This window comes from Exiguobacterium sp. s121 (assembly GCF_018617245.1).
GTDB classification, from domain to species: Bacteria; Bacillota; Bacilli; order Exiguobacteriales; family Exiguobacteriaceae; genus Exiguobacterium; species Exiguobacterium profundum.
Map to the genome: position 1 here is coordinate 45567 of NZ_JACSJV010000002.1, position 24613 is coordinate 70179.

Annotated in this window: 23 protein-coding genes; 15 read left to right on the forward strand and 8 right to left on the reverse strand. The window is 48.7% G+C overall.

The features are described 5' to 3' along the window. Positions 1 to 13: 13 nt before the first annotated feature. Positions 14 to 646 carry an HNH endonuclease family protein gene (locus KOG47_RS10635; RefSeq protein WP_074035207.1) on the reverse strand — a complete coding sequence of 211 codons (633 nt, stop codon included), beginning with the start codon at positions 644 to 646 and terminating at the stop codon, positions 14 to 16. A gap of 280 nt (positions 647 to 926) precedes the next feature. Between KOG47_RS10635 and KOG47_RS10640 the strand changes: the two genes are divergently transcribed. Then, on the forward strand, positions 927 to 2120 hold the full coding sequence (locus KOG47_RS10640) for a DUF4317 domain-containing protein (protein ID WP_015880257.1): 1194 nt from the start codon (positions 927 to 929) through the stop codon (positions 2118 to 2120). Positions 2121 to 2360: 240 nt separating this feature from the next. Here the strand turns inward: KOG47_RS10640 and KOG47_RS10645 are convergent, their stop codons facing one another. Beyond that, entirely contained in the window at positions 2361 to 3806 is a 1446-nt protein-coding gene (locus KOG47_RS10645) for a DEAD/DEAH box helicase (protein ID WP_074035205.1), read from the reverse strand. Positions 3807 to 3945: 139 nt separating this feature from the next. Between KOG47_RS10645 and KOG47_RS10650 the strand changes: the two genes are divergently transcribed. The 9 genes from KOG47_RS10650 to KOG47_RS10690 all read left to right on the forward strand — a co-directional run bounded on the left by KOG47_RS10650 (position 3946) and on the right by KOG47_RS10690 (position 14055). Continuing rightward, entirely contained in the window at positions 3946 to 5022 is a 1077-nt protein-coding gene (locus tag KOG47_RS10650) for an alpha/beta hydrolase (protein ID WP_251131864.1), read from the forward strand. Further along, entirely contained in the window at positions 5019 to 7793 is a 2775-nt protein-coding gene (locus KOG47_RS10655; protein WP_215244202.1) for a glycoside hydrolase family 3 protein, read from the forward strand. Before KOG47_RS10650 ends, KOG47_RS10655 begins: the two co-directional genes overlap by 4 nt. A gap of 246 nt (positions 7794 to 8039) precedes the next feature. Beyond that, complete coding sequence (locus KOG47_RS10660; RefSeq protein ID WP_147537676.1) at positions 8040 to 8306, forward strand: CD3324 family protein; 267 nt, start codon at positions 8040 to 8042, stop codon at positions 8304 to 8306. A 121-nt stretch (positions 8307 to 8427) separates the two neighbouring features. Further along, positions 8428 to 9078 (forward strand): FusB/FusC family EF-G-binding protein, encoded by a 651-nt coding sequence (locus KOG47_RS10665; protein WP_215244203.1) that lies wholly within the window; start codon positions 8428 to 8430, stop codon positions 9076 to 9078. A 102-nt stretch (positions 9079 to 9180) separates the two neighbouring features. Continuing rightward, a complete protein-coding gene (locus tag KOG47_RS10670) occupies positions 9181 to 9846 on the forward strand; it encodes an HAD hydrolase-like protein (protein ID WP_215244204.1) in 666 nt (221 codons plus the stop codon). 61 nt (positions 9847 to 9907) lie between these two features. Next, positions 9908 to 10402 carry an LURP-one-related/scramblase family protein gene (locus KOG47_RS10675; RefSeq protein WP_074035194.1) on the forward strand — a complete coding sequence of 165 codons (495 nt, stop codon included), beginning with the start codon at positions 9908 to 9910 and terminating at the stop codon, positions 10400 to 10402. Between the two features lie 13 nt (positions 10403 to 10415). After that, positions 10416 to 10958, forward strand: a complete 543-nt coding sequence (locus KOG47_RS10680; RefSeq protein ID WP_215244205.1) for an NUDIX hydrolase — start codon at positions 10416 to 10418, stop codon at positions 10956 to 10958. Continuing rightward, positions 10933 to 11502: a DUF1349 domain-containing protein gene (locus KOG47_RS10685; protein ID WP_215244206.1), complete on the forward strand. Its 570-nt coding sequence runs from the start codon at positions 10933 to 10935 to the stop codon at positions 11500 to 11502. Before KOG47_RS10680 ends, KOG47_RS10685 begins: the two co-directional genes overlap by 26 nt. Before the next feature lie 162 nt (positions 11503 to 11664). Beyond that, complete coding sequence (locus KOG47_RS10690; protein WP_215244207.1) at positions 11665 to 14055, forward strand: carbohydrate binding domain-containing protein; 2391 nt, start codon at positions 11665 to 11667, stop codon at positions 14053 to 14055. Between the two features lie 47 nt (positions 14056 to 14102). Here KOG47_RS10690 and mprF read toward each other — a convergent pair whose 3' ends face one another. Further along, entirely contained in the window at positions 14103 to 16595 is a 2493-nt protein-coding gene (gene mprF, locus KOG47_RS10695) for a bifunctional lysylphosphatidylglycerol flippase/synthetase MprF (RefSeq protein WP_215244208.1), read from the reverse strand. Positions 16596 to 16768: 173 nt separating this feature from the next. On the opposite strand from mprF, the gene KOG47_RS10700 reads away from it, so the two are divergent. The 4 genes from KOG47_RS10700 (at position 16769) to KOG47_RS10715 (ending at position 19655) form a co-directional block, all read left to right on the forward strand. Continuing rightward, the gene (locus KOG47_RS10700) at positions 16769 to 17317 is read left to right on the forward strand and encodes a bifunctional transcriptional activator/DNA repair enzyme AdaA (RefSeq protein ID WP_047795743.1); all 549 of its coding nucleotides are present in this window, start codon (positions 16769 to 16771) and stop codon (positions 17315 to 17317) included. Further along, positions 17314 to 18207, forward strand: a complete 894-nt coding sequence (locus KOG47_RS10705) for a DNA-3-methyladenine glycosylase family protein (RefSeq protein ID WP_074035186.1) — start codon at positions 17314 to 17316, stop codon at positions 18205 to 18207. The genes KOG47_RS10700 and KOG47_RS10705 overlap by 4 nt, the downstream gene beginning before the upstream one ends. Continuing rightward, a complete protein-coding gene (locus KOG47_RS10710) occupies positions 18194 to 18676 on the forward strand; it encodes a methylated-DNA--[protein]-cysteine S-methyltransferase (protein ID WP_074035184.1) in 483 nt (160 codons plus the stop codon). The genes KOG47_RS10705 and KOG47_RS10710 overlap by 14 nt, the downstream gene beginning before the upstream one ends. 115 nt (positions 18677 to 18791) lie before the next feature. After that, positions 18792 to 19655 (forward strand): DegV family protein, encoded by an 864-nt coding sequence (locus KOG47_RS10715; protein WP_074035182.1) that lies wholly within the window; start codon positions 18792 to 18794, stop codon positions 19653 to 19655. A gap of 26 nt (positions 19656 to 19681) precedes the next feature. Here the strand turns inward: KOG47_RS10715 and KOG47_RS10720 are convergent, their stop codons facing one another. Continuing rightward, the gene (locus KOG47_RS10720; protein ID WP_074035180.1) at positions 19682 to 20224 is read right to left on the reverse strand and encodes a histidine phosphatase family protein; all 543 of its coding nucleotides are present in this window, start codon (positions 20222 to 20224) and stop codon (positions 19682 to 19684) included. A 27-nt stretch (positions 20225 to 20251) separates the two neighbouring features. After that, positions 20252 to 20713: a DUF2691 family protein gene (locus tag KOG47_RS10725; RefSeq protein ID WP_047795748.1), complete on the reverse strand. Its 462-nt coding sequence runs from the start codon at positions 20711 to 20713 to the stop codon at positions 20252 to 20254. Positions 20714 to 20904: 191 nt separating this feature from the next. Between KOG47_RS10725 and KOG47_RS10730 the strand changes: the two genes are divergently transcribed. Beyond that, positions 20905 to 22404, forward strand: a complete 1500-nt coding sequence (locus tag KOG47_RS10730) for a malate:quinone oxidoreductase (protein ID WP_159563229.1) — start codon at positions 20905 to 20907, stop codon at positions 22402 to 22404. Between the two features lie 71 nt (positions 22405 to 22475). On the opposite strand, the gene KOG47_RS14860 is transcribed toward KOG47_RS10730, so the two are convergent. The 3 genes from KOG47_RS14860 to KOG47_RS10745 form a co-directional block, all read right to left on the reverse strand. Next, complete coding sequence (locus KOG47_RS14860; protein ID WP_159563230.1) at positions 22476 to 23390, reverse strand: methyl-accepting chemotaxis protein; 915 nt, start codon at positions 23388 to 23390, stop codon at positions 22476 to 22478. A 112-nt stretch (positions 23391 to 23502) separates the two neighbouring features. Further along, positions 23503 to 24030 carry a CarD family transcriptional regulator gene (locus KOG47_RS10740; RefSeq protein ID WP_260563810.1) on the reverse strand — a complete coding sequence of 176 codons (528 nt, stop codon included), beginning with the start codon at positions 24028 to 24030 and terminating at the stop codon, positions 23503 to 23505. Between the two features lie 109 nt (positions 24031 to 24139). Then, positions 24140 to 24565 carry a MarR family winged helix-turn-helix transcriptional regulator gene (locus KOG47_RS10745; RefSeq protein ID WP_215244209.1) on the reverse strand — a complete coding sequence of 142 codons (426 nt, stop codon included), beginning with the start codon at positions 24563 to 24565 and terminating at the stop codon, positions 24140 to 24142. Positions 24566 to 24613 lie beyond the last annotated feature (48 nt).

Consider the following 24613-nt stretch of genomic DNA (forward strand, 5'->3'; position numbering starts at 1 on the left):
CTCCTTTTCTAACTCAGTAACTGCAAGCATTGATGGCTGTCGTGAGTGCTGACTTCTCTGCTGATTGAAGGCTCAAGCCCCAACGACTCTTCGTTTCGACCCACATCTTCGCATACGCACAGCGAGCGCCGGTGCGAGGGGGTTGCCATGTCGACGGATCTTGGTCTCCTTTTGAGCGGTTCGATGAAGCGGACACCGCAATCAATTGAGGACCGTTCAAGTCGTTCGCAAAGCTTTGACGTTTTGTCGTCGTCCAGCTGCTTGCGCCAGAGCGCCATGCTTCAGCGAGCGGAACGACGTGGTCGATATCAATGTCAGAGGCTGAGGTGAACGTGATTCCGTCATAGTAACTGTACCATGAGCCAGTCGCAACCGGACATTCGTCGACGACCGAGTCAGCGTCTCGTTTCAAGACGATGTGACGCGTGTTACAACCGCTTCCTTGACTCGACCAGTGCGGGAAGAGGTCACGACTATACCCCGTCATCGACCCTTCATTTTTGACAGTGAGGGCATTCAGTTTCGTGAGCGCGTCCGCTTTCGATGGGATGTTCGGTGGGAAAGCAGAGACTGGTGTAGCGTCAAACGATGCGGAAATCCAGACGAGCAAGGCGACAAGTGCGACAGACATAAGTTTCTTCAACATATAAAGCCTCCTACTATGTATTTGGAATGAACACTTGTCGAGCAAGTGGGCAACCTTTCATCAAACAACTAGTGAGACAAACATCACGCGATAAATTCAACTTGATCATACACAGGACGATTTTGAAAAAGTGTGAAAATCTGCAAAATGATTAGAAAGACTATCGCAAATCCTTCTCTAGCATTAATGGACAATCCGGTGTTATTTCTTTGGAACTAGTGAGCGATCAGGACTGGTATAATGGGTGACATGGATGGAGAGAAAAGAAGAGGTGGATGGAATGAACAAGAAAGAGATTGCGGCGATTCGCCGACAGTTTAAAGTAAATGCGACAAAGCTAAAAATTGCTGACTTATATACGATTTACATCCGACAGGAAACGAATGAGATTTATTACGAAGAGTTGCGTCCGTTCCCGTTCTTAGAAGAAGAGCAGCAGGAGCTGTTTTTGACGAACTTCAAAAAAGTGCTCGGTGGAAAACTTGATGAAAAACTGTTCGAAGTGAAGTTCCAATATCCTGAGGAAGGTCAGGTCGACCATACGCAAGGCTTGCTGTATGAAGGACTTCGTACGGAAGAGACCGACGTCTGGACGGACTATATGCAACGCATCGCGTTGAAGATGGTAAAGGATACACCGTTTGAGAAAGATATGGTCGTGACGTTCATCCGGGGGAATTACAATAAGCCGACGAATCGGTACTCGGAAGAGTCTGAGATTCACGCGAACGATGAGGTGTATACGACGAAGTTCATCCTCGGCAGCATCAGCCCGACAGAGCTTCCGAAAAAATCACTCGTCTTTGACTTCGTCGAGCGGGAGTTCAAAGCCAGCTTGATTGTGAATCCGATCATCAAACTCGAGGCGCCGATCGGCGGATTCTTATTCCCGTGCTTCACGGACAACGCGGCCGATGTGAACCATGTGCTTTATTCGGCACACAAAGCGCATCAACCGGATATGACGTTCATTGAGAACGTGTTGAACGGTTCGGAGATTGTCACGGCAGTGGAAGAGAAGGCGGTCTTCGAAGAAGTGGTCAAAGCGGTCATCGGCGAAGAAGTCAATTCCCGGACTCTCGCGACCGTTTATGATGAAATCAATCAAATCATTGTCGCCGAAGAAGAGAACGAACAGGAAGAAGAGAGGGTAGCGATGCTCGACTCCCGTGCCGTCGAGGTCGTCTTACGGGCGAGCGGTGTGGAAGATGTGACGACGGAGAAGGTCGAGCAGGCGTTCAAGCAAGTCGTCGACGATACGAAATATGAGATGAAAGCGACGAGTGTCGTTCCGAAGTATACGTCAAAGTCGATTAAAATCAATACGAAAGTGGCCAATATTTCCGTCAGTCCACAAGACTTGAAATACGTGAAGCAAGTGAACTATAAAGGAAAACCGTGCTTGTTGATTGAAGTGGAAGAGGAGACGGAGATTGAAGGGTTCAAGCTCATCTCGGAAGAGTCGCTAGACTAATCGAGCATGTTGCAGTGTTCATAAGTGAACGTTCAAGCTAAGAGTCCAAGATGTAAACCTTGGGCTCTTTTTTGACAATCAAGTGAGGAAGGTTGAATTCAAACTTTGATACAGGTATGATGCAGGTGAAAACGTTTTCTAAAAGCTATATTTTTTTAGTGTTTATCGAAAGCGCTTTCGGAATTTATGAAACAACAAAAAACCTCAAAGACGAATATCATCTTTGAGGCTAGAGTTGTATTATTTACGCGCTTTGCTTACTTTTAATTTCTTCCCTTTGACCGGCGTCGTCTCCATCGCTTGAAGGACAATTGAACCTTTTCCGTTCAAAATATCGACGTATGTCATCTGATCATTGATTGTGATGATTCCGATGTCGTCAGCGGATACGCCAGGGATTTTGGCGATTGTTCCGACGAAGTCGACGGCGCGAAGTTTTTTCTTCTTCCCGCCACTGAAGTGAAGCTTCATGATGTCCTGGTTAATACGAGCCGTCTTGTTGTTTCGAACGACACGTCGGCCACTTAACTTCTGCTCAAAGGCATCTTGGTTAGCCGCGACTTCCGCTTCTGTCGGCGCATCGATCATCGGAATCTCGAATTGAACGTATGATTCAATCGCGTTGATGAGACGTTCTTCCTGACGGGTCATGAGCGTGATTGCTGTTCCTTGTTTGCCGGCACGTCCGGTACGACCTGTACGGTGCACGTAACTTTCTTTTTCGACAGGAACGTCATAGTTGATGACGAGTTCGACGTTATCGACATCGATTCCACGTGCTGCGACGTCTGTCGCGACGAGGTAGCGGAAGTTACCCATCTTGAAGCCGTTCATGACGGCGAAACGGTCCTCTTGCTCGAGTCCGCCGTGGAGGCGTTCAGCCGAGTAACCGGCTTTGTCGAGTTCGGCGTACACCGTATCGACGTTCTCCTTCGTCCGACAGAAAATCATACAGCTGTCCGGGTTCTCGACGACCGTGATGTCTTGAAGCACAGCCAGTTTCTCATTCCGGTGAACCGGGAGGAGGCGGTGCTCGATTGTCGAAGCGGTCATGCCAGTCGATTCGATCGCGACACGTGCCGGAGCATTCATATGCTTCTGGCAGAGACGTTCGATATCTTGTGGGAATGTCGCTGAGAAGACCATCGTGACGCGGTCTTTCGGCAACTGTTGAAGAATCTTCTCGACGTCAGCGAGGAAGCCGCGGTTGAGCATCTCGTCCGCTTCATCAATGATCAAGTATTCGACGCGGTCGAGTGAGAGGGTCTCACGCTCGATATGGTCCATGACGCGACCTGGCGTACCGACGACGATATGTGTCTTTTGCTTCAATTCTTCACGCTGTTTCGAGAACGGTTCTTTCCCGTAGACGGCAGTCGCTTTGATTCGTTTGAAACGTCCGATGTTCGTCATGTCTTCCCGTACTTGAACGGCGAGTTCGCGTGTCGGCGTCAAGACGAGCACTTGTGGTTTGTTTTCGGCCCAGTCGATGAGCTCGATGACCGGAATTCCGAAAGCAGCTGTCTTTCCGCTTCCGGTCTGTGCTTTGACGATTAAGTCTTCACGCTCGAGCGCACGCGGGATGACCTGCTGCTGTACCTCAGTCGGTGATTCGTATTTCATAATGCCTAGCGCGCGCGTAATCTCGTCGCTCAGGCGATAATCAGTAAATTGTTGTTTGTTCATGGGTAACCTCATTCTTTCGTGAAAACTTCTGCTTCAGAAAATTTCAATGTCTATTTGCAATACAGTCCATTATAGACCGAAAGGCATTAGGAAAGCCAATTTCATATAAAAATAAGTACTGGTGAAAGGGGTCTACATATTGAAACACAGTTATGAAAATCTCATGGATTATTTGAATCAGCATCAGCAACTTACGAGAACAAACCACCTCGAAACCATCATCAAACTCATTCCAGGTTCAGACCGTACCGGTGACCTTGATCCACGCGTCTTTGCGACGTTGACCGCAAATCATTCTTCGCACAATGAACCGGATACAACATTTGACCTGGAGGCGGCACGCGCCAGCATGGGGTGGCCGAACCGGGATCAGACGACGACTGATATCAAAACCGAGTATCTCATGATTCCTAGTGAGGAGGGTGACATCCCGGTTCGTCTGTATCGTCCGCATCATACTGAAGCCATCCCAGCCATTCTCTTCTTCCATGGTGGCGGCTTCTTCGGAGGCACGCTCGAGACGGTTGAGAATCCTTGTAAGTTGCTCGCGGAACGAGCGAACGCGGTTGTCCTCTCCGTCGATTATCGTCTCGCCCCGGAGCATCCGTTCCCGGCCGGATTGAATGACTGTTACCGCGCTTTTGAATGGGTATATGCCAACGCGACGGAGTTGAACGTCCTTCGTGATCAAATTGCTGTCGCAGGGGATAGTGCCGGAGGCAACTTGGCGACCGCTTGCTGTCTGATGGAGCAAGAACGAGGGGAAGGACGCATTTGTTATCAAGCGCTCGTCTATCCCGTCGTCAATCTGGGTTCGATTCCGACAGATGATTTTAAATGGGCGCTCGATGCTTATGATATCTCGCATCATCACGACCTAATTCGAGGTGTCGTGCTCGCCCTCGCCGACTCGGATTCGCTCTTAAATGACCTCTATCTTCAAGGGGAGGTGGATGTCACGCATCCGCTCGTCTCACCATTATTCGCAGACGATGTCTCAGGCCTACCACCGACTTTGATTGTGACGGCGGAGTACGATTACTTACGACTCGAAGGGGAGGCGTATGCGCGGAAACTGGCACGAGCGGGTGTCCCGACACGCCTCATTCAATATCGGGGGATGGACCATGCCTTCATGGACAAGTTGGGAGACTATCCACAGGCAGACGATTGTATGAATGTAATCGCAAAAGGACTTAAGGAGCTGACGAAATGAAACAGTATACATTGGATTGGACTCGTTATGAGGAATTGGCACGTCAAGCGGTCGCGGAAGGAGTCGTGTTAGTCAAAAACGAACAGAAGACCCTCCCATTACAGTCAGGGACGAAGCTCGCCGTATTTGGTCGTAGCCAGTTCCATTACTACAAGAGCGGTACGGGCTCAGGCGGGATGGTGAACGTCGGACATGTCACGACGCCGCTCGAGGCATTGCGCGAGCGTCCAGATATTCATATCAATGAATCGCTCTATGCGACGTATGAGGAATGGGTGAAGGAGAATCCGTTCGACCAAGGTGTCGGTTGGGCCGGTGAACCGTGGTCGCAACTGGAGATGGACGTAACGGACGAACTCGTCGAACAGGCGACACAAGAATCAGATGTCGCCCTCATCATGATTGGACGTACGGCAGGAGAAGACCGTGACAACACGGCCGATCCGGGTAGTTACTTATTGACGGATATCGAACATACGATGATCGAGCGCGTCACGAAACGCTTCGACAAGACAGTCGTCGTGTTGAACGTTGGGAACATCATCGACATGAAGTGGGCGAAGGAGCCGAGTGCCATCCTCTATGCATGGCAAGGTGGGATGGAAGGTGGAAAAGGACTCGTCGACGTGCTCGTCGGAGATGTGAGTCCTTCCGGGAAACTGACGGATACGATTGCTCAATCGATTGAAGATTATCCGTCGACGAAGAACTTTGGTCATGCAGATAAAGGCATTTATCAAGAAGACATCTATGTCGGTTATCGCTACTTCGAAACGTTCGCGAAGGAGGATGTCTTATATCCATTCGGATTCGGACTGTCTTACACGACGTTCAAAACGGAGGTAAAGCATACCGCAGAAACTGATGGTGTCCTGACGGTCGAGGTGGAAGTGACGAACGCGGGTGAGTGCGATGGGAAAGAAGTCGTCCAACTCTACGTCGAGAAACCGCAAGGGAAGCTTGGGAATCCGCTCCGGTCATTGGTGGCGTTCGAGAAAACCTTGCTTCTTGAACCGGGCGAGCGCCAAACCCTTTCTTTCAACGTCCACATGACTGACTTTGCGAGCTATGACGACTCCGGCGTGACGGGTCATGAATCAAGTTTCGTTTTAGAGGCAGGAACGTATCGGTTGTACGTCGGAACGGATGTGCGTTCGGCTACACTTGCTCTCGAAGTCGAGCAACAGGACCAACGTGTCCTCGAGACGTTAAGCGAAAATATGGCGCCTGTCCTCCCGTTCGAGCGGATAAAACCGATTCAAGACGAACGAGGATTGGAAGTGGGTTATGAGTCGACGCCGCTTCGCGCCGTTGACGTCGAGACACGTTATTTGGAAGAACGTCCTGAGACGCGACCTTTCACAGATGACCAAGGCATCAAATTGAGTGATGTGTATCATGGAAAGGCGTCACTCGACACATTCTTGGATCAATTGACGGATGAAGATTTGGCTGCGATTGTCCGCGGACAAGGGATGAATTCACCACGCGTCACACCGGGGACGGCAGCGGCGTTTGGTGGCGTATCCGACCGGTTGAACGAGCTTGGGATTCCAGCGGCATGTTGTGCCGATGGTCCATCAGGCATTCGCATGGATATCGGGACGAAGGCGTTCGCGCTTCCGAACGGGACGCTTTTGGCTTCCACGTTCAACGTCGATCTCGTCGAAGACTTGTTTGAGATGACTGGGCTTGAGATGCGAAAAAACCGGGTCGATACGTTGCTCGGACCAGGGATGAACATTCATCGCAACCCGTTGAACGGTCGGAACTTTGAATACTTCTCGGAAGACCCGCATTTGACAGGGAAGATGGCAGTCGCTCAGTTGAACGGGATGCACCGTGTCGGTGTGACAGGAACGCTCAAGCACTTCAGCGCCAACAACCAGGAGGCGCATCGTCACGATATCGATTCGGTCGTCTCGGAGCGGGCGTTACGCGAGATTTATTTGAAAGGGTTTGAGATGGCCGTGAAAGAGGGTCGGGCCACATCGATTATGACGACGTATGGTGCGGTCAATGGGATTTGGACGGCCGGGTTATACGATCAAAACACGCGTATCTTACGTGACGAGTGGGGCTTTGAAGGGATTGTCATGACGGACTGGTGGGCAAAAGTGAACTTCCGTGAGGACGAGTCCGCCAACCGTCAAAATACAGCGGCGATGGTCCGCTCGCAAAATGATTTGTATATGGTCGTCGACCGTCCAGACCTCAACTCATTCGAGGATAATACGATGGCATCGCTCGAAGAAGGCGTTGTGACACGAGGCGAGTTGTTGCGGAGCGCGCGCAATATTTGTACGTTCATCTTGAAATCACCAGCGATGGAGCGTCTTCTCGGAATTCATGATGGTTCGGTCGAGGTGCTCGGCTTTGAAGATGAGACGAATCAACAGGATACCTTCGAGTTGGACTATCAACATCTCGAAAACGGGGAACACGTTGATTTGTCAGGAATCGATACCTCGACCGGAAACACACATGTCTTCGCCATCTCTGTCGACCAAACGGGGACGTATGATATCACGTTGACTGCCCGTTCGAACGCGGGAGAGTTGGCGCAGATGCCGGTGACGTTGTTTGCGAACAATATCCCGGGTGCGACGTTCACGTTTAATGGGACGGACGGGGAATGGGTGACGCAGACGAAACAGGTCTTTTTCTTGAATCAACATAATTATCTCCAACTCTATTTCGCGTTAAGCGGATTAGAAGTGAAGGACGTGTCCTTCAAGCTCGCAGATGAATTCAGTATGAAGAACGGCTGAGTCGCCATTTTGCCGATTCATTGAATCTGGTATAATCGAAAGAACGACACATCGCAAAGGAGGCGCATACCCGTGGAAAATCGGCTTCGATTTTCTAGGTCTTCACGCACTCATGCAAAGCCATTTGGACGAAAGGCGATCACTTGCATGGGGCGAAACGAATACCTTGATCGCTTGATTTTAATGTAAACCACTTGGCTTTGCTCCCTTATCGGATTGGATTCATTCAATAAGGAGCGAGGTATGATGAAGTACGTCAATGCGCAACAGATTCTGCCAGAACGATTGTTGCAAGAGGTGCAACAATACGTACAAGGTGAGACGCTATATGTGCCGACCCCGACCGACACGAAACGGAAATGGGGGACGGTCAACGGTGGGAAACAATTACTTGAGGAACGAAACGAAGCCATACGCGCAGCGTTTCGGAACGGAGAGCGAATCGAAAATCTGGCCAAGTCCTATCATTTGGCGACGCACACGATTCGAAAGATTGTATACCGCTCGACATGAAGGAGGTACGACTAGTTCGCTAGTCGTGCCTTTTTAGGTCGACTATATTTCTTAATCAAAGTGTACACAGTAAGGAAGCATTGTTTCCTGTAAACTGAGAATTAAGGAAGGGGGCGACAAGATGTCAGATCCATTTATTCAAAACGAACAATATAATCTCATCAAAGAACAAGTGATGCTCGTCAAAGAGAGTCGAATGCAAAGCCTGCCGCCTTCTGTCTTGCGAGCAGTCATCGACTTGGCACAAGCGAAAGTGATGTATGCATTCCCTGAGGTAACGACTGAACAACTGAAGCTGTTACAGTTCACAACGCTACAGACGAACGAAGCGTTCGACGAATATATGCAACGATTACGAGAATGGGTTCAACCATTTCCCGTTATTTCTGCCGAGCAACTGAAGAGTTTGTTCCCGAAACAAAAGAAGCTTCGTTTACCGGAGTTATCCGATGTTGATTTTGGACGACTCACGTATCTAGGTTGGAACGATGGACGTTCCAATCAAAAGTTGATGATTTGCCAATACGAAGGTCAATTGATTGGCATTGCATGTAAACCGAGTACGAATACGAAGAAAAATATATGTGCCTTTTGTAATCAGTTCACGGATGTGACGTACTGCGTTACGATCACGAAAGCGAAACAAGCGAAAAATCCGGACTATTACAAAGCCATCGGCACATATGTATGTGTAGACAGTAAGACGTGCAACGAACACATCACGAGCCAAGAGGCGTTGCATACTTTTGTTCATACAGCGTTACAGGCCTGACGAGAGAGTCGGGCTTTTTATTTTTTATAAAATACTGTACAACCTTTCCGATATCTCTTTAGATAGAATCCAAGAAGTTCTAATTTAAAAAGGGGGAAGCGGATGAAACACGCAGTGATTTTTGACATGGACGGAACATTGTTTCGGACAGATTTGATTTTGGAACGGGCGCTAGATGAAACGTTTGATCATTTACGAAGTGAAGAAAAATGGAAAGGTCCGACACCGATTGATCAATATCGGAACATCATGGGGGTACCGTTGCCAGTTGTTTGGAACACATTGCTCCCACAATACGATGAGCAAACTAGAGAAGAGGTCGATGCCTATTTCTTAACACGACTCATCAAAAACATTGAAAACGGGAATGGAGCATTATATGCAGGGGTACTCGAACTGTTTGAACAATTGTATCAAATGGGGCATTCCATCTTCGTCGCAAGTAATGGTTTGGTGGACTATTTACAAGCCATCGTCACGCACTATGAATTAGATCGTTGGATCACAGAAACTTATAGCATTCAACAAATCGACACGTTGGATAAGGGCGATTTAGTGGCTGAAATCGTGAAGAAGTATGAACTGCAGGAGGGCTTCGTGGTAGGTGACCGATTATCGGATATCTCGGCTGCACGAGCGAACGGACTCATTTCAATCGGCTGTCGTTTTGACTTCGCACAAGAAGTAGAGTTACAAGAAGCGAATTACGTTGTGAATCACTTGGCAGAAGTTCTCGATATCGTTTCAAAGGAGACGGCTTCGCTATAAGTGAATCGATTTCTGGATTGGACTCGTAAGTAAAGGACTACAACAAATCGGAGGGATCATCATGCACACGCTCTACATGAAACAAAAAGTGTTAAGCTTACGCGGACGTTTCACCATCAAGGATGCGGACGGACATGACAAATATTTCATCGAAGGTAGCTTTATGAAGTTTCCAAAATCATTCGAAATCAAAGATACGAACGATCAGACGGTCACGACAATCACGAAAAAGACGTTCAGTTTTTTACCGAAATTTTTTGTGGAAGTGGACGGCACAGATATGATGACCATCTCGAAAGAGTTCTCGTTTTTCAAACCGAAATATTCAATCGATGCAGCCGGGATCGATGTCCAAGGAGATTGGTGGGACATGGATTTTGATGTGACGAAGAACGGACATTCGATCGGAAGTGTACAAAAGAAATGGTTCTCATGGGGCGATAGTTACGAGATTCGTGTCGAAGAACCGGAGATGGAGCACCTTCTTATCTCTATCGTCGTAGCAATCGATTGCGCGAAAGCAGATCAAGCAGCGGCATCTAGCGCAGCAACATAAAGGGGAGTATCTAATGGAATTTTGGGACGTCTATACGGTCGACCGAGAAAAGACCGGTCGCACGTGGCAACGCGGAAGTCGATTGCCGAAAGGGGAATACCATCTTGTCATCCACGTATGTATCTTTAACGAGAAGGGTGAGATGTTGATTCAACAGCGCCAACCGTTCAAGGATGGTTGGGCAAACATGTGGGATATCACAGTCGGTGGAAGTGCCACGGTAGGAGATACAAGCCAGCAAGCCGCGATGCGGGAACTCGAAGAGGAGATTGGGCTCAAGCTTGATCTATCTCAGACACGACCGCACCTGACAGTCAATTTTGACGAAGGGTTTGACGATATTTATTTGGTCGAAATGGAAGTGGATTTGAACGAGCTGACGCTTCAAGAATTTGAAGTGCAGGCCGTGAAGTGGGCGGATGAGGCGACGATTCTACAGATGATTCAACAGCATGAATTCATACCGTATCATACGCCGATGATACCGTTACTGTTTGCCATGCGAGGACAATGGGGAGGGATAAATCATCATGCATACGTACAAGTGGATAAATGAACCAAAAAGCGTGAACGGATTTGAACCGCTCACTTTCCGCACTTTGCCAGATACGGACTTTTGGCGAAACACACATTACGGATTCAATCGGATGACGGCACATGCGTTATTGACAGACGTCAAAGCCAAACGATTTACATGTCGGGCGACAATCCAGATGGAACCGAGCCATACATATGATCAGGCCGGAATCGTCTTATATGTGAACGATGACCATTGGATCAAGACGTCTGTCGAGTACATTCCGGATGGACCGTCCCATCTTGGCGCAGTTGTCACTTCGTTTGGCTATTCAGATTGGTCGACACGTGATTTTTCAAATGACATGGTTCGCAATCCGTTGACGTTTGAAATCGTGTATACAGATGGAGATGTGGAGATTTTCTTTGAATATAGTGACGGTATGCGTGAACAGCTTCGCATTGCCCATCTCCATGACGTATCGACATTACGCATCGGTCCATATGCCTGTAGTCCAGATGTGAATGCGACAGGTTTTGACGTGACAATTTTGAATTGGGAACTACGGGAAGCATCGACGTGAGTCGGTGCTTTTTTATGTGTCAGTTTGATTTCACTTCCGAAAAGTGGTTGAAGTTTTAGCAAAGAAAAATCTATAATGGATTTATCGAAAGCGCTTTCGGAAATCGCTTTCAAAAGTACGGGCTGACATATTACAATCATTTATCCTAAAGGAGGACGCACGATGAAGAAATGGGTTGCACTCGCACTCGGGACAGGCCTTGCCCTATCCTTGCCACAAGAGGTGCCGGCTGAAAAGAGTTCAAAAGCCGATGACGCTAAGTGGAAACTTGTCTGGTCAGATGAGTTTAGCAAGTCTGAAATCGATCACTCGAAATGGAATTTTGAAACGGGGAACTGGATTGTCGACAAAGACGGAAATCCAGTCGCTGCCGGTTGGGGAAACAATGAGAAGCAATTTTACACGGACAAAAACGAAAACGCTTTCGTGAAAGACGGGAAGCTCGTCATCCGTGCAAAGAAAGAACAAGCATCGGATCAATTCGGTACCTATGATTACACATCGGCGAAGTTGACGACGAAGGGGACGTTCAGTAAGACATATGGTCGTTATGAAATGCGAGCCAAACTTCCAACCGGTAAAGGACTGTGGCCGGCGTTTTGGATGCTGCCAGAAGAAGACCGCTACGGTGGTTGGGCCGCATCAGGTGAAATCGACATCATGGAATCGTGGGGCAGTCAGCCAGATAAAGTCGCGGGCACGATTCACTACGGAGAAACGTGGCCGAACAACAAATATACGGGGAAAGATTATCACTTCGCAGAAGGTGACGGCATCGACAAGTGGCATACATATGCGGTCGAGTGGGAACCAGGTGAGATTCGTTGGTATGTAGACGGTCAGCTCTATCAAACGCAAAATGACTGGTATGCGAAAGAAGCGAACAAAGCATCGAAATATAGTTACCCTGCACCATTCGACCAAGATTTTTACTTGATTATGAACTTGGCGGTCGGTGGATGGTTCGATGGGGACGTGGACGAGACGACACCATTCCCGGCAGAGATGGAAGTCGATTACGTCCGTGTGTTTGACTTGAAGAACGGGAAGTATCGTGATGCTGTCGAACCGACGTACTCGGATGAAGAAATCGTGTTACCGGAAGGTGCGAAACAACCTCTAGATGATGGAAACCTTGTCTATGACGAAGGCTACACTGAACCAATTACGACGGTAACGAACGGTGCGCAGGCGCTCAACCCGACGTATTGGAACTACGTGGCGCTTCCTGACTTTGGTGGTGTCGGCTCTATCGATGTGATCGACTTGGCGGGGGCACGATTCGCCGACATTTCGATTGATCAGGCAGGAAGCCAACCATACTCGCATCAATTGATTCAAAACGTATCGCTCGGACAAGGCGGACACTATAAAGTGACGTTTGATGCTAAAGCGGATGCGACGCGTTCAATCGCCGTTAAAGTCGGTGGTGGTCCGGACCGAGGCTATGCGAAATATTCAGATGAAGGGTCATTCGTTTTGACAACAGACGTCCAAACGTACTCGATGACATTCGATATGACCGAAGAGACTGACCTTGCGGCGCGTCTCGAGTTCAATGTTGGGCTCAGCACGTCGGGCGTGCAAATCGGTAACGTTCGTGTCGAGCAGACGCCTCGTGAGGCATTCGATCCGAATGCGACGAAGCCGATGCTCGGAGACGGGAACCATGTATATAACGGTACGTTTGACCAAGGTGCGATGGATCGTATGACGTATTGGACGTTCGACCCAGGTGTCACGAAAGGGACAGGAACGGTCGATTCAGTAGAGCGTCTCTTCCGTTTTGAAACGAACAAGAAAAAAGGAGCACCGGCAACGTTGGTGCAACAAGGGATTCAATTGCAAGAGGGACATGAATACGTTCTTCGCTTCAAAGCACGTGCAGAGCGTGTAGACGGTCTGCTAGTAGGATTGAACGGAGCGAATGAGGATGCCTACCTTCCGCTAGAGCGTATCGCGCTATCTGAAGCATTCGATACGTATGAAATTCCGTTCACGATGGAAGCCGGAACCGACCTCATGAGTCAACTCCAGTTCATTCTCGGTTCTGAAAAAGGTGCGATTGAAATCGATGACGTCGAGTTGCGCGATGTCACACCGGTTTATATCGACCCGTCTCCACTTAAAAACGGTGCATTCACAGAAGGTCTCACCAACTGGGGCTCTTATGTACACTTTGACGCACAGGCTGCTGTCGAAGCGGTGAACGAGGCGGCACATATCTCGATTACGCAAGAAGGGAACGAAGCGTGGAGTGTCCTCATGGAACAAGGGGGTCTTGAGTTACAACAAGATCAAACCTACGTCGTCCAATTCGATGCATCCTCTACTGTCGCTCGTTCATTCGAAGTGACGTTAGAGAATGTCGGGTACTATCGCTATTTGAGCGAAGTCGTAGCGGTCACACCAGAAACGAACACGTACACGTTTGAAGTGACGATGCCGGTGACAGATGTCACAGGATTGAAGTTCTTGATGGGACGCACAGAAGGGTCGCCACTCGGGGCTCATGACATCACAATTGACAATGTGAGTGTGACGTTGAAATAAGATGATACGTAAAACAGGAATTTCTCACGATGAGAAATTCCTGTTTTTTAGCGTTTCCGACTAATCAATCGCGCTGTCCGTAAAATCGAGGGTAGTAACTTCCGGCGTTGACGAAACGCGAGATAGCGTCCTTCCCACGACGGTTTGAACTTCTGTTTGAACTGTCGTAAGCCACTGAACGGATAGATGTAACTGATGTTTTCAAAAATGTCGGCGGCGACGCGTTCCGGCCAATGGGAGAACGTCTGCTCTCCGACGGCAGCAAGTGGTGCCACGCCGAGCCCGACATGATCATGGCCTTCTGCGCGAGCCCATTCGATGATGTGAAGGATCAACACTTCAATCGATCCGGGCGGCGCATCATTTTTCGAACGCATCAAATCGATGGAGATGGCCCCGTCTCCTCGGAGTAGCGAAATGAAAGCTACGACGACACCGTCCGCATCTCGCAACAAGGCAATCGGATAACGCGTCAACGTTTCATAATCGAAGAATCCGAGAGAGAAGCCTTTCTCATTTCGATTCCCAATCCATTCGTCTGAGATGTCTTTTAAATCTTGTAACAGCAAGAGGCTCGGTTCACAGACGATGTCGAACGTGATCCCCTTCTTCTCAAACTGATTGTAGAGAGAGCGCATATTTGCACGCTTCTTCCCGGATAAGGAGAAGGCCGAGACGTCAATCGTCGCCTCTTCCCCTAATTTGAAGAACGTGAACCCGGCATCATGAAGGCGAGGCATCCAATTCGGTGTAATTTGATAAAATAAAGGAATATACCCGATTCGATCCGCATCTTCAATGAATCGCGTCAAAAGAGAAGTCGCAGCCTGCTTCTCGCCTTGGATATCACCAAGGACGATGGCATGGTTCCGAGAAGTCGCAAACAACAGACACGCATCTCCGGCCTCATTCATGTAAAAACGCTTATCTGCCATATGGGCCAAGTCAAAACTGCTCGATGTGGGCTGTGTTGCTTGGAACTGTCGGATGCGATGTTCATCATAGGCCTCTCCAAGCGCCGGACGTTTCCAACGATCGAACAAGAGCAGGAGTACACTTGCTACGATTGAAGTTAACAATAAGACGAACGTCGTCAACCAACCGGCTTGATGCGATGTGAAGAATAAGTTGTCTGTACCTGCGAATGACTGCAATAAGAGGGCGTGGGTGCCGACATAGAGCAGGACGTAAATCAAGCTTCGGATGAGACGTCCTGTCGTTAAAATCGAACGGTATCGGACGTGTCGTTTACGTGTCAACCAGACGAACATCGCAAACCCGATGACGACGAAGGTCTCAAACAGGTTTAACCCACGTGCGATGACTCCGATGGTCGCCAAGATGAAGGCAGTGTTGAGTAACCAGAGTGTTCGTTTTGTCCGAACATACATGCCATAGACGGATAAAAACATGAGAAGTCCGGCACTCAATAAGAAAAGGGTCCCAATCCATTCAAACCAGCGATTCACTTCATAGAGCGGCGTCACGCTCGGGAGAAGCGTCTGGAACCAAATCAACAGACTGCTCATGAGTGCGATGAGACTCCCGGTCAGGCGTCCAATCCTCGCAAGCGTCCGCGAAACGATGCGCCAGACGACGGTCCCAATCTCATAAGAGGACCCGATGATTGGTCGATACTCGATTTGTTTGACGACCTGATCTCCGAACGCGATGGCTGCGAGAAAAAGTCCAATTAAAAAGGGAACGACAAAATAAACGAATCGATAGATGATTAGTGAAGACAAAACGATGTCTTGATGAATCCCAAGTTGAGTCATCCCGACGAGATACAGTAAGTCAAACGTTCCAGCACCCCCAGGGACGAGGGAGACGACACCGACGACCGTCGCGACGATGAATACCCCGAAGAGTTGCACGAACGAGGCCGACCCGTCTAGTAACGTCAAGGCATAAATGGCGACGAATCCTGCGGTGACCCATTCTGCGAGCGAGGTCATCGTGTACCCGAGCAGAGTGGACCACCCGACATTTGATCGGCGTGATGTGACGAACAAATAAAATGGGAGCATCGCACTCACGGCGAGTAGCACCGGCCAAATCCATGGTTTCGTACCGATAAGCCCGCCAGCCGGGAAAATCCCGAGGAGCACACCGATGGAAAGAATGGACAGACCACTGATGAGTGTCGGGGTCATCCAGCCGATGGCACGGAGTAGGCGTTTCGTATCCGTATAGGGACGGTAGAGGGAGGTACGAAGGGCAATCCCAATCACGCCGCCGAAGCCGAGCATCCCGTTCATCGAGTTCGTTATCCACGCTGTTTGAACGATTTTTCGTTTCGGTAGCTCGATATGTAAAGAGCGTAGCAGGAAATAGTCATAGCCCGTCATCGTCAAGACAGCGATCCCACCGAGTAGGATGAGTGTGAACTGTTCCCAACCGGTCAGTTGTTTCAGTGTCGTGAAGGCGGTCGCGAGCGAGAGGTCTTTCAACTCTTGTCCGCTCTGAATCAAAATCAAACCGATTAACGCTATAGGAATGAGCCATTTTAATTGTTTCCATGAAAAACGAGTACGCATTGCGATCTTCTCCTTATCTGCCATAGGACTGACAGCAGCTTCTGTCTAAATCGTACTATAGGATACGATTGAAATCTGTAAAACGTTTCAAAAAGAGGGGATTGTAAGCGCAAGAAAGAGGACGAAATGTTGATTTTAGATTTGCTACAGTGAGAGAAGAAGGGGGTGTGGAGATGTTGACGTTTGACGAAAAGTGGGCGAAAGTGCTCGCCTGCGATGCAACTTATGACGGATTGTTCTATACAGCCGTAAAAACGACAGGGATCTATTGTCGACCATCGTGCCGATCCCGCAAACCGAAGAAAGAGAACGTTGATTTTTACGTAACGAGAGAAGAAGCGGAGACAAATGGATTTCGACCGTGCAAGCGATGTCAGCCAGAAGTCGAACACGCCCCACACCGTGCGCTCGTTCAACAAGTGACGGCGTATCTCGTGAACCATTATAAACAACCCATTCGCCTTGAACAGATTGCCGAACACGCCCAACTGAGTCCCTTTCATTTGGAGCGGACATTCACCCAGGCGACAGGAGAGACTCCGAGGCAACTACTTGAACGGATTCGAATCGACAAGGCGGCTTATTTATTGCGAACGACCGACATGAGTAATCTGACGGTCTGCTATGAGGTTGGGTTTCAAACACCATCGAACTTTTACCGCGTGTTCCGGCAAGTAAAAGGCTGTACACCGAACACGTATCGAAAAGGAGAGGACCTATGACAGAGATGCTACTTGCTGTACAGCAGCCGTTTGATTTTCAAGAGTGTCTCGTCTTTTTGAGTCGGTCAGAACAAGAAGTGCTCCATGTGACAACGCCTGACACGGTTCGAAAGCTGATGCGAATCGGGGAAAGGCTCATTCTGATCGAGCTTCAAGAAGCGGAGAATCACATTTGTGTACGGTTCCCAGTCGATGAAGTTTCAAACACAGAAAAGGAACGTGTCGCACGTGAGGTACGAGACTGGTTAGACCTTGAGCGCGATTTGAAGCCGTTTGAAACGATGGGGGCGAAAGATGAATTGCTGGTTTCTTTGATTGAAGCGCATCGCGGGTTACGGATGATTGGTTTCCCAGATTTGTTCGAGGCCCTCACATGGGCCATCATCGGACAACAAATCACGTTATCCTTCGCCTATACGATCAAGCGGCGATTCGTCGAACGATATGGAGACCATCGAGTCATCGAAGGAAGAGCATACTGGACGTTCCCGCGGGCGGAACGAATCGCCTTGCTCGAACCGGAAGAATTACGTGAGCTTCAATTCAGTCGCAGGAAAGCGGAGTATGTCATTGATATTGCACGGGAAATAACGAATGGAGACCTGTCAAAAACGGCTTTACAATCACACTCTTCAGCTGATATCCGTCAACGGTTACTCGCGATAAGAGGTGTCGGAGCATGGACGGCAGACTATGTGTTGATGAAGTGTTTTCAGGACGCATCAGCCTTTCCGATTGCGGATGTCGGATTGCATCAAGCGATTCAGCATCAGTTAGGGACAGCGAAGAAACCAACGATTGAAGAAGTGAAGCGTTACGGTGAATCGTGGCAAGGTTGGGAAGGATACGCGACATTCTATCTGTGGAGGTCATTATATGGGAACGTATAGATTAGACGTGGAGACACCGATTGGCGTCCTAGAAATCATCGGGACGGAGCAGGTCGTTCAATCGATCTTATTCGTCGAACGTGAAGGGACGCAATCACCTGAATCAGATATTCCAAATGTATTGCGACAGTGCCGGGAGGAACTAGACTCCTATTTTCGCGGTGAGCGTATGACGTTTACGTTTCCGACTGAGCAAATCGGGACAACGTTTCAGCATGACGTGTGGGATGCGTTACAAACCATCCCGTATGCGGAGACGGCTTCTTACCGCGAACTTGCCGAACGCGTGAAGCGACCTACGGCTGTTCGCGCAGTCGGAGCAACGAACGGACGCAACAAACTGAGCATCGTCGTGCCTTGTCATCGCGTCATCGGATCGACTGGGAAATTGACGGGCTATGCCGGTGGACTTTGGCGAAAAGAATGGCTCTTGCAACATGAAAAACAAGTCGCACATCAACCCCAGTAAAAAAACATTTCCCCCTCCAAATCTGCTACACTAGAAGAGGTCCTATCGTGACGTCGGAATCGACGAAGTTATAGGATGATTCCCGTCATTTATGGAGAAAGTTTTGGAGGAATGCATGATTAAATTATTAGCAGATTCGACGTGTGACTTATCAGATGCAGTGCTTGAACAGTACAACATCGGGGTCGCGCCGTTGATCATCACCATGAATAATATGTCTTACCAGGACCGGGTGGATATCCAGCCGGATGATTTTTACGGAATGTTGGAAGCGCTCCCGGAATTCCCAACGACGGCGATGCCGAGCCCAGCGACGTTCTTACGATTGATGGAAGATGCGGTCGCTGCCGGCCATGAGGAGATTTTATGTATCTGCATGTCGAGTGGGACGAGCGGATCGTATCAATCGGCGGTCATTGGAAAAGAATACTTTGAAGAGGCGCATCCTGACTCACCTGTCAAAATCCATGTCGTCGACTCTCGTTCGATGAGTCATGGTAGCGGCTGGCTGTTGTTGAAGAGCGCACAGATGCGTGAAGCCGGTGCGACGTTCGAAGAGCTCGTTGACTTCAATGAGACGTACAAGACGAAAGTGAAGCACTTCTTATCCGTAGATGACCTCGACCACTTGATCAAGAGCGGACGAATCTCAAACGCGAGTGCTATCATCGGGAAACTACTGATGGTAAAGCCCATCATGAGTATGAAGAACGGGAAAGGTGCCATTGTTGCCAAGGAACGAGGCACCCGTAAAGTGCTGAAGCATTATACGGACGAGTTCGTGAAACGCGTCAACCCGGACATCACGAATTTCGTGATCATCGGGTACACATCGGACCAACGGATTGCGGAGAACTTAAAAGTGAAGCTCGAAACCGAAACCGATTTTGCCGGCGAGATTTACCTCATGCAGATGGGTGTCTCGGTCGGGACACATGTCGGGCTTGGTGCCATCTCGATGTTTTTCGTAGAGAAGTGACAAAAGCCGTCTCATCGCGAGACGGCTTATTTGTTTGGCCAAATATGCTCGATGACCGGTGTGCTGTCGTGATAATCGAGACGATAGACATCTGGGTTACGCATCTTACGCCATGTCTCAAAGTCATATTGCGGGTCGAGATGTTGCAATAAGAGTGCGAGCAGATTGCCGTGTGTCACTAAGAATGTTGAGGCATGCGGAGCTTTGGCGTGCTCGACGACTTGTAGGATGCGCTGCGTCGCCTCCTCAGCCGATTCGGCACCAGGCAACTTGAACGTCGGGTCGCTGAACGACTGACGTAATGGGGTCAGCCAGTCTTCGAGCGGTTCGTGAGATAGGATGCGTTCTCTCAGTAACGGTTCACGTTCAATCGAGAGGTGATGAGCATCGGCGAGTGGCGTGACCGAAGCGACTGCACGGGTATAATCGCTTGAGATGATCCGGTCGATTGTGAGTTCAGAAAAGAAATCGCGAAGCCATAAAGACTGGGCGGAACCGTCTTCTGTGAGCGGTGCGTCAGGTTCTTGGCCCGCGGCTGAGCAGTGGCGAATCAAATAGAGTGTGGGCATATGGATTCTCCTCTTCAAAATGTATGGTTACCAGCAGGATAAGCGTGTCCTCGAGTCATTATGACTTGTGATGTATGTGACGTCTTCAAATCCATGCCAAGAAGCATTTTCGTAAAGGGAATTGAGCATCTCTTGGTCTTTACAGTAGATTGTGACGTCTTGACTGTCCGTCACCAATAGAGCGAATTCACACGTACTATGTAAAAAGTCTTCATACGTTGCGATTTCCGAGGACATATTCGGTTGGAACGCCTTGATATCAACGAAAATCAAATAGTGTTCATGATACGTGAGCAGTTCAGCGAATTGATGACCATCGATTACGGTCGATTCCGGAAACAACAGGCGATCCAGTTGCCCTTCGTTCACAATGTACGATTCCTCATCAACCACGTTCCATTGGTATGAATCAAGAGGGATTGGACTTAAGATTGCTTTTAGAAATTGCCCATATTGATTGGGAATTGTAAAACGTAAACCACGCCTCAAAAGAACACCTCCTTCATTTGATGGGATCATCCCATTTTCATAAAAAGTTTCAGCACAAAAAATCATACATAACCCTTATCATTCATCACAAAAGAGTTATAATCGGTATAACGATTATAAAATATATGATTGAGGAATGGGGATTCTTCAATCGTATGACAAAAAATTCAGGGGATAAGGATGGGGTTTTCATGAGCAGTACGCAAACGAGAACAGACGTCATTTTGATTGGGGCAGGGATTATGAGCGCAACGCTCGGTTCACTCTTTAAAGAGCTCGTACCGGAGTGGAACATCAAAGTGTTCGAAAAGCTCGATGCAGCAGGGGAAGAAAGTTCAAACGAATGGAATAACGCAGGTACGGGACATGCCGCACTTTGCGAATTAAACTATACAACAGAGAACGCAGACGGGACGATTGACATCTCCAAAGCGGTCAACGTCAACGAGCAGTTCCAAATCTCGCGCCAGTTTTGGGCGCACCTCGTCAAGCAAGGACTGATTGAAAATCCAGGAGCCTTTATTCGTTCAATCCCACATATGAGCATGGTCCAAGGGGAGAAGAACGTCGATTTCTTGAAACGCCGTTTGGAAGCGCTCACAACGAATCCGTTGTTTGAAGGGATGGTCTTATCGGACGATCCGAGTCAATTACAGGAATGGATCCCGCTCATCATGGACGGACGGACATCGGATGAACCGATTGCCGCGACGAAAATCGACTCAGGAACAGACGTGAATTTTGGCGCATTGACACGTATGTTGTTTGACCATCTCACATCGAACGGGGTCGAGCTCAACTACGGTCATAGCGTCGAGGACGTGAAGCGCCTCGAGAACGGTCATTGGGAAGTGAAAGTGAAAGACATGTCTCGGAATACGATTGAGACGCATACGGCACCGTTTCTCTTTATCGGAGGCGGTGGTGGCAGTTTGCCGCTCTTACAAAAGACAGGGATTCCGGAATCGAAACAAATCGGTGGATTCCCGGTCAGCGGCCTCTTCCTCGTTTGCAAAAATCGTGAGGTCATCGAGCAACATCATGCGAAGGTCTACGGAAAGGCGAAAGTCGGGGCACCACCGATGTCGGTCCCGCATCTCGACACTCGTTTTATCGATGGACGCAAAGAGTTGCTGTTTGGACCGTTCGCCGGCTTCACACCGAAATTCTTAAAAACAGGATCGAACTTGGATTTGATTCGTTCGGTCAAGCCGAACAACGTCATCACGATGCTTGCCGCAGGGGCGAAAGAGATGCCCCTTACGAAATACTTGATCGAGCAGGTACTCTTATCTCACGACAAACGGATGGATGAACTCCGTGAATTCATCCCGAATGCCAAGAATGAAGATTGGGAGATCGTCGTGGCAGGGCAACGTGTTCAGGTCATCAAAGATACACCGCAAGGAAAAGGAACGCTTCAATTCGGAACGGAAGTCGTCAGTGCCGAAGATGGGTCGGTCGCGGCGCTTCTCGGTGCTTCTCCAGGCGCATCGACGGCCGTGCACGTCATGTTGAAAGTGCTCGAGCAGTGCTTCCCGCAACACTTACCGGAGTGGGAAGCGAAAATCAAAGAAATGGTACCGTCGTATGGATTGAAGCTGTCGGAACACCCGGATTTATTCAAGACGATTCACGAATCGACGGCGGTCACGCTCGGTTTAGAGGAAAAGGACATGGTCCACAATTAATTGATTCAAGACGAGCATACAATCGTATGCTCGTCTTTTGTATAGAAAAAAGCGACCTCCTATCGGGCCGCTCATACCATTTTGAGAAACGTCTTTGCCTGCTGTTCGAGTGTAGCGGCTGAATCTGCTAATTTTTCGAACTCTCGGACCGTATGCTCGAGTTGTCCCGAGCTATCTTTGACTTTATGAGAAATTCGTCCGATGCTCATCGACACGTCATCGATGCGTTTCACAATGCCTTCAATGTTGTTGTTCACTTCTGTAATGGAGAGTGAGACTTTGTTTGAAAGATTGCGCACCTCTGTCGCGACGACATTGAAGCCGCGTCCATGTTCACCTGCGCGTGCCGCCTCGATTGCGGCATTGAGTGCGAGAAGGTTGGTTTGGGCAGCGATTTCACGAATCGTTCGGACAATATCCGTGATCGTTTTCGCCTCTTGTTGGAGAGCATGTAAATGCTCTAGGTTTTGAGTCGACTCTTGTTCAATCAGTTTGACGTTTTCGAGTACGTGTTCTCCGTCTTGTTTCCCGATTTGGGACTGGGCAGATAAGTATTCAGACGTCTCTTGAAGATTATTCGCCATGTGGAGTACGTCTTGTTGCCGTGACGTGATATCGGCTGCAATCTTTGAGACGCCGATGACGTTCTGGTGGGCATCATCGAAGATCGGCATGTAGGTCGCCTCTAGCCAGACACTATGACCATCTGCGGCACGTCGTTCAATCTTGTCGTGATAACTCAACCCTTGCATGAGCTTACGCCAAAACAGGTCGTATTGGGGACTGTTCGCGAACTCGGGCAAGCAAAGATCACGATGGGGGCGTCCCATCAGTTCCTTGACTTCGTACCCCATCGTTTTGGCAAAAATCTCATTGACGTAGGCGACACGGCGATTTTCATCAAAGCGAATGATGGCCAGATTGTTTTCGATTGCCCGAACGACGTGCGTGTCGGTGACATGGGTCGTACTAGAGTGCAGTTGCATCCTAACATCCTCCCTATATCATAAGGTATATTTGTTTTAGGATACCCGAGAAATGTAAAAAAAAGTATATTATTTTAATAGAACAAAAAAAGACCACTTCCACTGGAAGAGGTCAAGGTGTGAGTGTCGTCATGCTTTCATGTAAGTACTCGCCAATCGTGCGCTCGATGTCGCTCTCTGAACGCTCGAGGGCAAGGGAGAGCTCTTTCACCAAAATCGTTTTGGCGTTCTCTAAAATCTTACGATCTTGCTCGTATAGTTTTTTGTTCGCTTGAAGTGCCTCGATTTGTCTACGGCTCAATGTATTCACTACTTGGGCAATCTCATGCCGGTTTCCTGAATGCACGACATTCAAGAATTCACGATTGCGGTTGTTGGAATGCGGATTCCATTCCACACCAGGTGAGCGGAACGACTCTAAAATCTCTGATGCCTCATCTGCTTCGAGTAACGTCAACATCATCACGTTGTCATTGTCGACGGGAATGCTGATCTGCAACTTTTGTGAGTTGTTGATGGGGTGAAGCGTATAGTACGATTTCGTCTCTCCTGCGACCGTTTTGTCCGAAATGTCGTCGATGCGACATACGCCATGGGTCGAGTAGATGATTAAGTCTCCAGTTTTAAACAAGTCGATCACCTCTTCCTTATCTATAAGCATAGTCATTCAGAAGATGAAATGTCAACTCGGTTGACGTTTTTGTCCATGTATGCATATGAAAAACCGTGTCGCCTTCAAGCTGACACGGTCATAGTTTCCAATCCACGCGCAGAATGGTTTTCAGTTGTTCAAACGCCTCTTGGCCGATGCTTTCTTGGATCCGTTGCTCAAGTTGTGCTTTGAGCGTCTCGTTTTGCTCATAACAAGTGTGACCGAGCGAGGTCAACTCGATACATTTGTCTTTTCGATTTTGCGGATGGTCTGTCACAAGAACGAGCGCTTTACTCTCTAGGTTCTTGATCAGTTTATGAGTCGCTTGTCGAGAAATATGGACACTGTGCGTGACTTCGGCAATTGTTGTTTTCGACTGATAAAGTGTCGCGAGAATATACCATTCCGAGTTCGAGAGTTGGATATCACTTTGTTCATTCCAAGATTGTTCACTCATGCGTCGAACTTGATCATTTCGCTCTGACAATAAATCAAGTAGACTGGTTGACGTTAATGGAGTCAAATCAAGTCACTCCTCTTTCATTTCCGGCTTTTAGACGTTCCTAACTAT